Here is a 14,943-nt window from a genome sequence, read left to right as displayed (position 1 = left end):
ATTAAAAGCCTAAAGTAATTGTAAATAAATAAGATCTTGAAGTAGGAAAAGCAAGGTTTTCAAATCCTGTAGCATTAGAATTAATTGCAAATACAGATTCTGGGTCGATTCCTTTTGCTTTACTGTAGATCATCCAGACATTATTGGCCGTAAAAGCAACTTTAGCACTCTGCAAGGCTAATTTTTGGAAAATACTTTTAGGGAAATTATACGTCAGCTGAATATTTCTTAAACGAATATTGGTAGCATCATAAATATTTTGCTCCGTAATTCCTAAATTTCCAGATGTTACAGCTCCCCAATAATCCTGCTGAGTTATTTCTTTGGTATTTGCTGTATAACCGCCATTTCCTTCCACTACGGCATCCAAAATCATATTATCACGTTTTCCTCCGGGCGCAGTGTCTGCAGCAAGTCCATTAGCTTGTAATGCTGCTTGCGTTGCGGAGAAAAATTTACCTCCGATTCTTCCGTCAATTAAAAATGAAAGTCCAATATTTTTATATACAAAGCTGTTGGTAAAGCCAAACAAAGCCCTCGGAGTCTGATCTCCAAGATAATATTGGTCTTGAGTAGCCTGTGGCAATCCATTTTGATCCACAATCAGTTTTCCGTAATGAGGACTAGCGGTATCTTCTACTCTCAAGAATTTCGTTCCATAAATTGCACCATAAGGTTTTCCTACTTCAGCGAAGAAAGCAACGTTATCAAAACCTGATAGAGGATATTTTGAAATATTTCCATCAATTTTATCGATATTACTTTTTAAAGTTGAAAAATTAGCATTTACGTTCCACGCAAAATTTTCCTTCTTAGAAATATCTGTATTCAAAACAAATTCAAATCCTTTATTATGCAGCCCTCCTGAATTAATCATCATTCTTTCATATCCGGATAGCGGGTTTATCGGAATAGCTATAAGCTGATCAGTCGCATTATTATTAAAATAGCTTACATCCAAAGACACTCTGTCAAAAAACTTCATATCTGCACCCACTTCAAAAGTTTTAAGCTTTTCCGCATGCAAATCCGGATTAAAAAGTATTTTATTTCTTGCAAGTACAATATGCCCGTTTGGATCTGTGGAAGCAAGATATGTATTGTATAAGCTTTGAGGAGGTAAAGAGTTCCCTACAACTGCGTAAGCTGCACGAAGTTTAGCAAACGTTAAAACATTCGAAGTTGTACCATTTAATTTCTTCAGCATATCCGTTAAAACTAATGAAGTACTCACAGAAGAATAAAAATAAGACCTGTTATCAATATTCAAAGTAGAAGACCAATCATTTCTTGCTGTAGCATTCAGAAACCAGTATCCATCATAATTAATTTCAGCAGCAGCAAATACTGAATTAATTTTTTTCCACATATCAACTTCAGTTGTAGTAATAGATGCAAGATCACTCGTATTAGACGTGCTGAAAACGTTGGCAAGAATAAGATTTTGAGTGGAAAAATATAATGCCTTATCCCTGCTTTCCATCATCTGCCCATAAACGGAAAGCGATCCGCCCCATTTGCCAATAATATTATCCTTTTTGGCATTAAGACTTATGATATAATTATTCTCATAAAACTTTTCCTGACCGGTAGAGTAAGAATTATTACGGCCAGATCCCGTCCAAACCCTTGCATCCGTATTTAAAGAATAGAAATCTGTTCCTAACCTTACATCTGCGCTCAGCCAATTATTAAATTGATACTTGAGATAACCGTTTAATAAAAACCTATCTTTTTTATCGGCGTTCAATGCATTATAAGCTGTCCAATAGGGGTTAATTCCATTTGAAGTTATCCAGCGCGAAGTAACTTCATTTTGCATCTGCCCCTCACGATAATCTCTTACATCAATATTTTGAGGCATTAAGAGTATTTTCGGATAGTAATTTCCATCACCCTGTCCTCCAGAAGGTCTATTTGTTCCTTTAATACTCATATATTGGGCTTTCACCTCACTAGTCCACCTTTTATTAGCTCCAAAATTAGAATTCATTTTAGCCATGAAATTGAATCTTTCATATTTTGAATTAGGAATCTGGCTATTACTGTTTAAATAATTAGCCGAAGTATACAAGCTTGATCCTTCGCCTAAACTCTCCTGAAAGCTCAGTGTATGCTGTGAATTTGTTCCTGTCTTAAAAAAATTTTTTAAGTTGTCATGAACCGTCATATTGGATCCTTCAAAAGCAGGTCCCCAGGAAGTGGTATTGTCAACCCCAGGAAGATTGGGTAAACCAATACTACCTTGTGCAAAACTATGTTGCAAATCAGGTTTCATAAAAATATTTTCAAAGCCTAAGCTTGTAGAATATGTAATTCCTAATCCTCCCTTTCGTTTACCGGTTTTTGTAGTAATCAAAATAACTCCATTTCCACCTCTGGAACCGTAAAGAGCAGAAGCAGCACCACCTTTTAAAACAGAAAGACTTTCAATGTCATCCGGGTTAATATCACTTAAACCATTTCCCATATCAAGATCCGGATTCCAGAAATCATTATTAAAATCTTTTCCATTCTGCTTAACCTTTGATCCTAAACTATTACTTAATGGAACTCCATCCACCACAATAAGAGGCTGATTATCTCCAGTAAAAGAATTAAACCCCCGCAGATTAATTTTGGAAGAAGAACCTGGCCCAAAACCTCCTTTAATAACTTGTAAACCTGCAACCTTCCCTACTAATGCATTGGTCATGTTATTTTCTTTAGCATCGACAAGGGTTTGGCCTTTCACATCCTGGAAAGAATATCCAAGCGCTTTTTTTTCTTTTTTTACACCATAGGCTGTAACAACTACTTCGTCAATCTTTGACGTTTTAGTTGAGTCACTTTGTGCATACAATCCACCGAAACAGAATAATAAGGATTGGAGCAGCCCAACCTTAAAAATGTTTTTTTTCATAAAAATTAGATTTGGTATATACTTAATAATATCACAGGATATTATAACAAATAAACGTAATTCTTATTAAATTAATACACAATCATTAATTATTTATGTTAAATACATTCATAAAAGCAACTGAATCTTTCTAAAGCTTATGATACTTAAACGATTAAGTAAAATTCCAAATTAGATTGACCAAAACTTAATACCTGGTGGGGCTATTTAGTTGAAAAAAGAGATAAAATAAGATAATGGGTTGTTGAGACTCCTACGAAGTGACAATGGGGGGTATAGATGATAAATGATATTGGATAACAGTAGGGACAATCAATAATGATTGATTGTTTATTTATTACTCATTCTTAATGAGTCCAGGTGTTTTGTTTTGTTTTGCTTTATTTAGTTGGGTATTCGCTGGGTATACAGCAAAAAAAATCCTTTATCATACGATAAAGGATTTTTTAAAAATAAAATAAAAACTGGCGGCGGCCTACTCTCCCGCTTTCGCAGTACCATCGGCGCTGGTGGGCTTAACTTCTGTGTTCGGAATGGGAACAGGTGAGCCCCACCGCTAAAACCACCCTAAAGAAGGTATATAAGGTTGCACGGTATAGATAAAAGGATACAGGTTTTACCTGATTCCCAATAGCTACCATCTGCTACCTGGTTATTTTCGATAAAAACTTTCACAAAGAGGTAACCTTGCTGCACTTCCGTGCGCCATATTAGGCTATAAATCTACGGGTAATTAGTACTACTCGGCTATGACATTACTGTCTTTACACCTGTAGCCTATCAACGTCGTCATCTCCAACGACCCTTAAAAGATGTCTCATCTTGAGGCGAGTTTCGCACTTATATGCTTTCAGTGCTTATCTCTTCCAAACGTAGCTACTCAGCAGTGCACCTGGCGGTACAACTGATACACCAGAGGTTTGTTCAATTCGGTCCTCTCGTACTAGAATCAAGCCCTCTCAAACATCTAACGCCCGCAATAGATAGAGACCGAACTGTCTCACGACGTTCTGAACCCAGCTCGCGTGCCACTTTAATGGGCGAACAGCCCAACCCTTGGGACCTTCTCCAGCCCCAGGATGTGACGAGCCGACATCGAGGTGCCGAACCTCCCCGTCGATGTGAGCTCTTGGGGGAGACTAGCCTGTTATCCCCGGAGTACCTTTTATCCTATGAGCGATGGCCCTTCCATACGGAACCACCGGATCACTATGTCCTGCTTTCGCACCTGATCGACTTGTAGGTCTCACAGTCAAGCACCCTTATGCCATTACACTCTACGCACGGTTACCAAGCGTGCTGAGGGTACCTTTGAAAGCCTCCGTTACTCTTTTGGAGGCGACCACCCCAGTCAAACTACCCACCACGCAATGTCCTTCCATTAAGAAGTTAGGCTCCAAGTAAGTAAAGGGTGGTATTTCAACGTTGGCTCCACCTACACTAGCGTGCAAGCTTCAAAGCCTCCCACCTATCCTACACATTACTTACTCAAAGTCAATACGAAGTTATAGTAAAGGTTCACAGGGTCTTTTCGTCCCATTGCGGGTAATCGGCATCTTCACCGATACTACAATTTCACAGAGCTCATGGTTGAGACAGTGCCCAGATCGTTACACCATTCGTGCAGGTCGGAACTTACCCGACAAGGAATTTCGCTACCTTAGGACCGTTATAGTTACGGCCGCCGTTTACTGGGGCTTCAGTCAATGCCTTCGGTTTAACCCTAAGCACCTTCCTTAACCTTCCAGCACCGGGCAGGTGTCAGACCCTATACTGCATCTTTCGATTTTGCAGAGTCCTGTGTTTTTGATAAACAGTCGCCTGGGCCTCTTTACTGCGGCCACCATTGCTGATGGCGTCTCTTCTCCCGAAGTTACGAGACTATTTTGCCTAGTTCCTTAACCATGATTCACTCTAGCACCTTAGGATTCTCTCCTCGACTACCTGTGTCGGTTTTGGTACGGGTTGCTTCACTTCGGCTTTTCTTGGAAGCACTTTCCCTACAGCAGCTTCGCCCGAAGGCTAGGCCTTGACTATTCCGTCAGTCTCCAGTAAGTACGGCACTCCGTCCCCTTTTTAGTGTGAGCAAGTATGGGAATATTAACCCATTGTCCATCCACTACCCCTTTCGGGTTCGCGTTAGGTCCCGACTAACCCTCAGCTGATTAGCATGGCTGAGGAAACCTTAGTCTTTCGGTGAGCGGGTTTCTCGCCCGCTTTATCGTTACTTATGCCTACATTTTCTTTTCTATCCGCTCCACAATACCTCACAGTACTGCTTCAGCGCAAATAGAATGCTCTCCTACCAGATGTACATAAAGTACAAATCCATAGCTTCGGTAATATGTTTATGCCCGATTATTATCCATGCCGGACCGCTCGACTAGTGAGCTGTTACGCACTCTTTAAATGAATGGCTGCTTCCAAGCCAACATCCTAGCTGTCAATGCAGTCCAACCGCGTTGCTTCAACTTAACATATATTTGGGGACCTTAGCTGTTGGTCTGGGTTCTTTCCCTCTCGGACATGGACCTTAGCACCCATGCCCTCACTGCCGTAGAACATTTATTAGCATTCGGAGTTTGTCAGGAATTGGTAGGCGATGAAACCCCCGCATCCAATCAGTAGCTCTACCTCTAATAAACTTATATACGACGCTGCACCTAAATGCATTTCGGAGAGTACGAGCTATCTCCCAGTTTGATTGGCCTTTCACCCCTACCCACAGGTCATCCGAAGACTTTTCAACGTCAACCGGTTCGGTCCTCCACTCTGTGTTACCAGAGCTTCAACCTGCCCATGGGTAGATCACAAGGTTTCGCGTCTAATCCTACTAACTATACGCCCTATTCAGACTCGCTTTCGCTCCGGCTCCGGTACTTAATACCTTAACCTCGCTAGTAAAATTAACTCGTAGGCTCATTATGCAAAAGGCACGCCGTCACAGCTTAATGCTGCTCCGACCGCTTGTAGGCGTACGGTTTCAGGTTCTATTTCACCCTTCTATTCGAAGTGCTTTTCACCTTTCCTTCACAGTACTTGTTCACTATCGGTCTTTCAGGAGTATTTAGCCTTGGAGGATGGTCCCCCCATATTCAGACAGGATTTCACGTGTCCCGCCCTACTCATTTATCACTCAAATATGCCTTTCATATACGGGGCTATCACCCTCTACGGCCGTTCTTTCCAGAACATTCTATTAAACATATATCAGCTTTTGGGCTAATCCGCTTTCGCTCGCCACTACTTACGGAATCTCTTCGATTTCTTTTCCTCCGGGTACTTAGATGTTTCAGTTCTCCGGGTTTGCTCCTCCTTAGAGGTGACTGGTCTTCAACCAGCCGGGTTGCCCCATTCGGACATCTGCGGATCAATTCGTGTGTGCCAATCCCCGCAGCTTTTCGCAGCTTACCACGTCCTTCGTCGCCTCTGAAAGCCTAGGCATCCGCCATACGCCCTTAACGATTTCTTTCCTAATAATTATATTAGTTCAGTATTTTTTGATAAATTTAATTTATCGATATTTTTATAAACTCGGCACTCGAAAGTGCTCGGTTATCTCTTTGTGATGTCTTTACCGTTAATGTCAATGATCTTAATTTCTTTTTATCCAACTGATGAACAGATATTGTTTTTGGCTCTATCCGTAACTTTTAAATCAGTCTTCTAAAACTGTGGAGAATAAGGGAGTCGAACCCTTGACCTCCTGCGTGCAAGGCAGGCGCTCTAGCCAGCTGAGCTAATTCCCCCTCTAGTTGCTGTTGGCTATTTGCTTCTGGCTTCTGGCATTTTTGCCATAAGCTATAAGCTATTTGCCAGCCGCTTTAATTAGTAGTCTCGGGCAGGCTCGAACTGCCGACCTCTACATTATCAGTGTAGCGCTCTAACCAGCTGAGCTACGAGACTTTATATGAGTTATGGGGATGAGTAAGTAAGTTATACTTTTCCTCTTCTTCATTTCTCAATCTCTTTCCCTATACTAATTTCTAGTGGGTGTTGTATTTTTAATATAACCAACCAAACAAAAAACTAAAGCTTTACTTTGAAGTAAGTGCATGGTACATTTAAGTACCTTTGTTTTTTTATCGTCTTTAGACGCTCTAAAATGAGATGTTCCAGCCGCACCTTCCGGTACGGCTACCTTGTTACGACTTAGCCCTAGTTACCTGTTTTACCCTAGGCAGCTCCTTTTACGGTCACCGACTTCAGGTACCCCAGACTTCCATGGCTTGACGGGCGGTGTGTACAAGGCCCGGGAACGTATTCACCGCGCCATGGCTGATGCGCGATTACTAGCGATTCCAGCTTCATAGAGTCGAGTTGCAGACTCCAATCCGAACTGAGACCAGCTTTCGAGATTTGCATCACGTCACCGTGTAGCTGCCCTCTGTACTGGCCATTGTATTACGTGTGTGGCCCAAGGCGTAAGGGCCGTGATGATTTGACGTCATCCCCACCTTCCTCTCTACTTGCGTAGGCAGTCTCACTAGAGTCCCCAACTTAATGATGGCAACTAGTGACAGGGGTTGCGCTCGTTGCAGGACTTAACCTAACACCTCACGGCACGAGCTGACGACAACCATGCAGCACCTTGAAAAATGTCCGAAGAAAAGTCTATTTCTAAACCTGTCATTTCCCATTTAAGCCTTGGTAAGGTTCCTCGCGTATCATCGAATTAAACCACATAATCCACCGCTTGTGCGGGCCCCCGTCAATTCCTTTGAGTTTCATTCTTGCGAACGTACTCCCCAGGTGGCTAACTTATCACTTTCGCTTAGTCTCTGAACCCGAAAGCCCAAAAACGAGTTAGCATCGTTTACGGCGTGGACTACCAGGGTATCTAATCCTGTTCGCTCCCCACGCTTTCGTCCATCAGCGTCAGTTGTTGCTTAGTAACCTGCCTTCGCAATTGGTGTTCTAAGTAATATCTATGCATTTCACCGCTACACTACTTATTCCAGCTACTTCAACAACACTCAAGACCTGCAGTATCAATGGCAGTTTCACAGTTAAGCTGTGAGATTTCACCACTGACTTACAGATCCGCCTACGGACCCTTTAAACCCAATAAATCCGGATAACGCTTGCACCCTCCGTATTACCGCGGCTGCTGGCACGGAGTTAGCCGGTGCTTATTCGTATAGTACCTTCAGCTACCCTCACGAGGGTAGGTTTATCCCTATACAAAAGAAGTTTACAACCCATAGGGCCGTCGTCCTTCACGCGGGATGGCTGGATCAGGCTCTCACCCATTGTCCAATATTCCTCACTGCTGCCTCCCGTAGGAGTCTGGTCCGTGTCTCAGTACCAGTGTGGGGGATCACCCTCTCAGGCCCCCTAAAGATCGTTGACTTGGTGAGCCGTTACCTCACCAACTATCTAATCTTGCGCGTGCCCATCTCTATCCACCGGAGTTTTCAATTTAAAATGATGCCATTCTAAATATTATGGGGTATTAATCTCCCTTTCGAAAGGCTATCCCCCAGATAAAGGCAGGTTGCACACGTGTTCCGCACCCGTACGCCGCTCTCTCATTTCCGAAGAAACAATACCGCTCGGCTTGCATGTGTTAGGCCTCCCGCTAGCGTTCATCCTGAGCCAGGATCAAACTCTCCATTGTATGTTTGTCTGACTCACTCAAAGTTTTTTTACGCTTTAGTTTTTCCTTACTTGGTTGTTATATTGTATGTCAATGATCTTTATATCTTTCGCTTTATAACGAAACACTCTCTTCTGTCAGTGGTGCTCCGTATTTGCGAGTGCAAAAGTAAAACTTTATTTCTTAATGACCAAATGTTTTGAAAGAAAATTTTAAAGTTTTTTAAGTAACCTTAACCCCTCTCCTAAACCTTAATCATCCTACTCCTGCGCTCCCTTTATTTGGGACTGCAAAGATACAAACTCTTTTTAAACTCGCAACTTTTTTTGATAAAAAAATTAAAGTTTTTTGTCTGCCTCTTTTTGAAGTATCATAATGTCTATGCTTATCTAAAAGCTCTCCTGCGCTACTGTATTACTCTCGTTTTTCAGTGGGGCAAAGATAACAACTTATTGCAACGCAAAACAACTTTATTTAACATAAATTTTACACCATCGTAATATTTAACCCTAATACACTGGAAGGCAGGGAGAAAAATTTTAAACATTTGTTCTCAATTTAAATCTACCAAAAGGAAAACCTGTCATAATACTGTTGCAGGTAATTTTTTAAGGATTTTTTTCTTTGTAAATAGCGCTTAAAAATTCGGCATAGGACTTTTCCAACCCAATAATATCGCCGGATTTAAGATTCAACCCTCCTACTCCTGAGTTATCCGGCTTTACTTTTAAAGATGAAACCTGAAAGTATAAGTTATCATCATTCGCTTTTGACTGAACTTTGATAGTAGAACCCAGAAGTTTCTTGGTTGAAATTGTATAGACTTCCCCCGGAACAATTTTTAATTTTAAAAATGATCTTGGAGAGATAATATAGTCTTTACGATTGATGTTTATTTTCTGATCTTTTTCAGAGGATGCAAATATAAACATCTCGCCATGTTGAGCCGCTAACTTATCTTTAGGCGTATAATATAAAGCAATCTTATAATTGGAAGCGTTGAATGGCTGAGCTGCACCATCTATGTTTTCGAAAGGTTTTAATTCAAAAGTATTGGCACCGATCTCTTTTGCCTTTTTATAGACTAAGGAAAATGTAAGTGCATCATCTTTTGAAAAGCCCTGAACTTCTACTTCTCCTAAATAAACGGCATCAGCAGTGGCGGTTTCTTTTTTATAAAAGAATTTATCCGGGTTATCATTTGTTTTCTCAACTTTAGTCAGATAAACATTCTGTGCATTCCACAGCTGGATACACAATACGGAAAAGATGATTGCAATATTCTTCATATATATATTATTGTTGTGAAAGTGTATCAACACATTCCTCAAGGCTGTTTTCCCAATGTTTGGGTTCTATTTTGTAAGTCTCTTCTATTTTATCCAAAGACATTGTACTTCTTACGGGTCTTTTGGCGGGTGTTGGATACTGTTCGGTTGTTAGTGGATTCAGTTTTACTGAAGATTTTGAAAATTCAGCAATTTTTTTCGCAAATTCAAACCATGTTGTCTCCGGATAGTTTGAGAAGTGAAAGACTCCATAGATTTTACGGTGAGCTTTGATGATATCCATGATAGCTTCCGCCAGATCATTTGCATTGGTTGGCTGTCCAAACTGATCAGCAACAATTCCCAGTTCTTTTTTCTGAGAGAAAAGGTTCAGCATGGTTTTCACAAAATTCTTATTGAACTCTGAGTACAGCCATGAGGTTCTCAGGATAATTGTTTTAGGATTAATTTCCAGAGCAAGTTCTTCACCTTTTCTTTTTGATTCTCCATATACGCCTATCGGATTTGTAAAATCATCTTCCGAGTATGGCAGATTTGTGGTTCCATCAAAAACATAGTCTGTAGAAACATGAATCAGGGTCGTTTTATACTCTACACACGCCTGGGCAAGATGAGCTACCCCATAAGCATTTACTGCAAAAGCTTTTTCTTTTTCTGTTTCAGCCAGATCTACCGCTGTGTATGCTGAAGCATTAATGCAGTAATCAGGTTTGTTATCATAAAAGAAGTCATTCACCTGGTCTTCATTGGTAACATCAAGAGTGGATGAGTCTGTAAATAAGAATTCATATTGATGTTCAAAGTCTGGAGCTATTTTTCTAATGCAGTTTCCCAATTGTCCGTTGCTTCCTATTACTGCTATTTTTTTCATTTATATATTATTAATTTTTAAGTTGGAATCTTCAATAAGAGTTGCTGATTAAGAATTTTTTGCATTTTGGCTTCTTAAAAACTTCACTCTTGGCTGGAAGTCTTTCTGAATCAAATCTACATAAAACTTGTTGAAAATTTCTTTGACATCTTCGGGATGAACTTCAGATTTTCTTGTTTTAACATTGAAATAAATAACAGTTACCCAAAGTACGGCATGGATTGTCTTTTCATCTAAACTTTTCATAAGGATTTCCACTTTTGCCGTTCTATCCTGTACATCGATGGTTTTGCTGCTGATTACTACCTGTGTGTTATATCTTACTTCTTTTAAATAGGCTATTTCATTTTGAATAGCAATCCAGGTACAGCCGGTTTTCTTGGTATATTCTTCATAGGTAAATCCGTAGAATGTTTCCACATGATCTTCTCTGGCATTGAACATATATTCAAGATATTTTACATTATTCAAATGTCCGATCGGATCGCAGTCACTAAATCTAACTTTTACCGTAGTTGATACTTCTTTTTCCATTCCGCAAAAATAAAAAAACCACCTCTAATAGAGATGGTTAGTTTTATAAATCTTTGTTAATTTGCTGAAATTATTGAACTCCAAGTTCTTTCTTTACAGCTGGAGTAGCATCTGGTCCTGCTTTATAAAGGAATGCAGTTGAGTTAGCATCCATAATATAATCATATCCGTTAGCTTTAGCTACTTTTTCTACTGCATCGTTCAGTTTTTTCTCAACTGGACCGAAAGCCAAATCCTGCTTAGCTTGTAGATCTTTTTGAGCTTTGTCCTGCATTTGCTGGATTTCTTCAGCTAATTTTTTCATTTCAGCTTCTCTTGCTGCGTTTTCGTCAGCTGTTTTTTTCGGAGCTTCTGTTTGATATTGCTGATATTTAGTTTGAGCTGCATCAGCTTTTTTCTTAATCTCAGCTTGTTTAGTATCTAAGAATGTTTTAAGATCAGCATCTGCTTTCTTTTTCTCCGGCATAGCGTTAAGAACTCCCATTACATCTAAAGTAGCAATTTTTTGAGCTTTTGCCATACCTACAGATACAACCATCATTACTGCTGCAAATAATACACTTAATTTTTTCATAACTGGTAAATAAATAATTTAATTTGTTTTTAGATTTTAAAATATAGCAAAAGTTAATTTTTAAACTTATTTTTTTCCTTTGCTATTTGTTTTTTCCTTCTTATCTGTTCCTTTCAACAAAACAGACAATACTTTCTCGGTGTAATCATATTTTGACTGAAGGAAAATAACACTAATGTTATTGCTTTTATCAAGAACTATGCCCAATCCATTTTTTTCGGACATTGTTTTGATGGCTCCCCAGATCTGGTCCTGAAAAGGCAAAACAAGGTTTGTTCTCAGTTTTGTAATTTCACCGTTAGCTCCAAAACGTAAGCTAGTAGTCGTTTTAATATTTTTATCGAGGTCTACAACTTCTTTTTCTCTCAGTTTAAGCTGATCACCTATCAATAATACTTTTTCACTTTCAAAAGCAGCTTTTTTTCTTTCATATTCAGATTGAAGACTTTGAAGTTCTGACTCCCAGGTATCGATCTGAGAATTCAATCTTGCTTCAGCTTCTTTATACTGAGGTAATTTATTTAAAATTTCATTAGTATCCACTACTCCTATTTTCTGGGCATTGCTGAATCCAAAAAACAATAGTAATGCGAACGTGAAAATTATTTTAAAGTGCTTCATATTTGTAATTATAATGTTTGGTTCATCAAGAAGTGGTTTCTCCATCCTGACTTGTCACCTGATAATGTTTTATCAAGACCTAGTGCGAAGTCAAATCCGATTAATCCAAATGCTCCCATATAAACTCTTACTCCTATACCTACTGATCTTTTCAATTGGAACGGGCTGTAAGAACTCCATGAATTCCATACGTTACCTCCTTCAGCAAATGTCAATGCATAGATTTTTGCAGTCTGGCTCATTGAGATCGGGTATCTTAATTCTAAAGTAAATCTGTTATAGATTGTACCACCACCTGTCTGAGTAATATCATCTGCCTGACCTCCTTCTGTGCTGGCATTTTCATATCCTCTTAAAGGAATCAATTCTCTACCGTCATATCTACCTCCGAAAAGACCTGTACCTCCCATATAGAATCTTTCAAATGGCGGAGCTCCCAGTTTACTGTTATATCCGTCCATGAATCCCATTTCTGCAGAAGACCTCAAGACCAGTTTTCCAACGATTTCATTGTATACATCTGCCTTGAATTTAATCTTATAGAATTCCATCCACTTATACTTGTCAATAGCTGACATTGTGGAATAATCTTTCTTTTTAAACAATGAGTATGGAGGTGTCAGTTTTGCTGAAAGCTCAATATTGGATCCCATTGTCGGGAAGATTGGGTCGATACCTGCTGAGTTTCTGCTCAATCCTAAGTTCACACTGAAGTTATTGGCAGTACCGTTCGTTTCTGTAGTATTTCCAAACTGGAATGGATAGTTATTGAAATCATACTTCTGGAACTGTAATCCTGTGTACAATGAGAAATAATCATCCGGCCAGTTCAATAGTCTGTTTAAACCAGCTGAAGCGGAGAAGATATTAAGCTTCTGAGCTGCTCCATATTGATCCGTATATCTTACTCTGGAGTTGTTCAAACTTACAGAAAGGGCTGTTGCTCTTGTACCAAATAACCACGGCTCTGTAAATGATACCCCGTAATTTTGGAAATACTGTCCTGCCTGCACCTGAATAGAGAACGTTTGTCCGTCTCCCTGAGGTACTGGTTTGAAGTCTTTAAACTTAAGGAAGTTCTTTAATGAGAAGTTATTAAAAGTTAATCCTAAAGTACCAATGAAGCTGTTACCACCGTAACCTGCCTGCAGCTGTACTTGGGAAGATCCTTTTTCTACAAGCTTCCAGTTAATATCAACAGTGTTGTCCTGCTGGTTTGGCTGGATATCCTGTCCGATCTGCTGAGGGTCAAAGAATGACATCCCTGCTAAATCGAAATATGTTCTTTTAATTTCCGTTTTCTTGAATAGTTCTCCCGGTTTTGTTCTCAGTGCTCTAAGGATAACGTGGTCATGGGTTGTAGTATTCCCCTGCCATGTTACTTTATTCCAGGTAGCCTGCTCACCTTCATTAATTCTAACTTCAAGGTTTACAGCATCTCCTGATACCGATTTTTCAACAGGTGTAACATTGGAGAAAAGGTAACCGTTGTTCATGTAAACAGATTTGATATCTGAATCATCTTCTTTACCTCCATCTTCTCCAACTTTTTTGTTGAATCCTACTGCATCGTAAATATCTCCTTTCTTGTATCCTAATAATCTCTGTAAATATTCTGTAGCGTATACTGTATTCCCTGTGAATGTAACGTCCCCGATGTAATATTTTTTACCCTCATTAAGTTTTACATTGATTTCGTAGTTATTTCTTTTGTTTCTCCACACTGAATCTGAAACAATTTTCGCATCTCTATATCCCAGGGAGTTATAATAATTGATAAGACCTTGCTTATCTTCCTGATATTTATCTTCAATGAATTTTGAGGATTTCAAAATACCACCAATACCAAAACGTTTTTGTTTTGTTTCTTTGAAAGCTTTGTTTCTAAGTTTTCTATCGGTTACATTTTCGTTTCCTTCAAATTCAATATGATCAATCTTAATTCTTTTTCCCTTTTCTACATTAATAGTCCAGTCTACTAAAGCAGGATCTCCTGCGTTTACTTTATCCTGAATACTGATTTTAGCATCTGCAAAACCTTTCTTAATATAGTCTTTAGGGACATTTGTTTTAAGACTAGACACTAAGTTTTGAGTAATCTTAGTTCCTGGTTTAAGGTTGTTATCCTTTGCCAGCTTTTCACTCTTAGATTTACCAATTCCTTTTCCTGCGAATTTCACTTCTCCAAGTTCTTTCAGATCCTGCAGGTGAAATTTCAGAACGATTGTCTGTCCTTCAATGCTTTGAACATAAACTTCCACTTCAGAAAAAGATTGGGTATCCCAAAGTTTTTTAACAGCATTGCTGATTTTCTGTCCCGGAATGTCTACGCTTTCTCCTTTAGTAAGACCTGTAAATCTTAAGATCTGAGCTGGTGTATATTTTTTTACCCCATCTACAACGATGTCTTTAAGTGTATAAGTGCCTGCCTCATTTTCTGCGTGGACAGCATTATTTACTTTTGTGCTGTCTTGTGGAGTTACTTGTCCATAAAAATGTGCAGAAGCAGCAAACATAATGATGGGTAATAGTCTAAACTTCATTTTATCGAGT

At 39.4% G+C, this 14,943-nt stretch carries 7 protein-coding genes, 2 tRNA genes and 3 rRNA genes; all 12 read right to left on the bottom strand.

What is annotated here, in order from left to right; all coding sequences use genetic code 11:
- Position 1: 1 nt before the first annotated feature.
- The 12 genes from ACPF63_RS23520 to bamA all read right to left on the bottom strand — a co-directional run bounded on the left by ACPF63_RS23520 (position 2) and on the right by bamA (position 14,933).
- Positions 2–2,902: a SusC/RagA family TonB-linked outer membrane protein gene (locus ACPF63_RS23520; RefSeq protein WP_426481506.1), complete on the bottom strand. Its 2,901-nt coding sequence runs from the start codon at positions 2,900–2,902 to the stop codon at positions 2–4.
- 462 nt (positions 2,903–3,364) lie between these two features.
- Positions 3,365–3,472: ribosomal RNA gene (rrf, locus tag ACPF63_RS23515) — 5S ribosomal RNA — on the bottom strand.
- A 143-nt stretch (positions 3,473–3,615) separates the two neighbouring features.
- Positions 3,616–6,374: ribosomal RNA gene (locus tag ACPF63_RS23510) — 23S ribosomal RNA — on the bottom strand.
- 203 nt (positions 6,375–6,577) lie between these two features.
- A tRNA-Ala gene (locus tag ACPF63_RS23505) sits at positions 6,578–6,651 on the bottom strand.
- Between the two features lie 83 nt (positions 6,652–6,734).
- Positions 6,735–6,808, bottom strand: a tRNA-Ile gene (locus ACPF63_RS23500).
- Between the two features lie 197 nt (positions 6,809–7,005).
- Positions 7,006–8,522 (bottom strand): 16S ribosomal RNA (locus ACPF63_RS23495).
- Together the 16S, 23S and 5S rRNA genes with 2 tRNA genes alongside form the textbook arrangement of a ribosomal RNA operon.
- 587 nt (positions 8,523–9,109) lie before the next feature.
- Positions 9,110–9,790: a hypothetical protein gene (locus ACPF63_RS23490; RefSeq protein WP_426481505.1), complete on the bottom strand. Its 681-nt coding sequence runs from the start codon at positions 9,788–9,790 to the stop codon at positions 9,110–9,112.
- Positions 9,791–9,797: 7 nt separating this feature from the next.
- On the bottom strand, positions 9,798–10,661 hold the full coding sequence (rfbD, locus tag ACPF63_RS23485; protein WP_426481504.1) for a dTDP-4-dehydrorhamnose reductase: 864 nt from the start codon (positions 10,659–10,661) through the stop codon (positions 9,798–9,800).
- A gap of 48 nt (positions 10,662–10,709) precedes the next feature.
- Positions 10,710–11,195 (bottom strand): acyl-CoA thioesterase, encoded by a 486-nt coding sequence (locus ACPF63_RS23480; protein WP_426481503.1) that lies wholly within the window; start codon positions 11,193–11,195, stop codon positions 10,710–10,712.
- 70 nt (positions 11,196–11,265) lie between these two features.
- Positions 11,266–11,769, bottom strand: coding sequence for an OmpH family outer membrane protein (locus ACPF63_RS23475; RefSeq protein WP_047377419.1), 504 nt, complete (start codon positions 11,767–11,769; stop codon positions 11,266–11,268).
- Between the two features lie 66 nt (positions 11,770–11,835).
- Positions 11,836–12,390 (bottom strand): OmpH family outer membrane protein, encoded by a 555-nt coding sequence (locus ACPF63_RS23470; protein ID WP_426481502.1) that lies wholly within the window; start codon positions 12,388–12,390, stop codon positions 11,836–11,838.
- An 8-nt stretch (positions 12,391–12,398) separates the two neighbouring features.
- Positions 12,399–14,933 (bottom strand): outer membrane protein assembly factor BamA, encoded by a 2,535-nt coding sequence (bamA, locus tag ACPF63_RS23465; RefSeq protein ID WP_077419569.1) that lies wholly within the window; start codon positions 14,931–14,933, stop codon positions 12,399–12,401.
- Positions 14,934–14,943 lie beyond the last annotated feature (10 nt).

Origin of the sequence: Chryseobacterium sp. R2ACT005, assembly GCF_049949215.1 — a bacterium.
In the GTDB taxonomy this organism is placed as follows: Bacteria; Bacteroidota; Bacteroidia; order Flavobacteriales; family Weeksellaceae; genus Chryseobacterium.
Note: the sequence above shows the minus strand (reverse complement) of the source record. Positions and strands in the feature narration are given on the sequence as shown.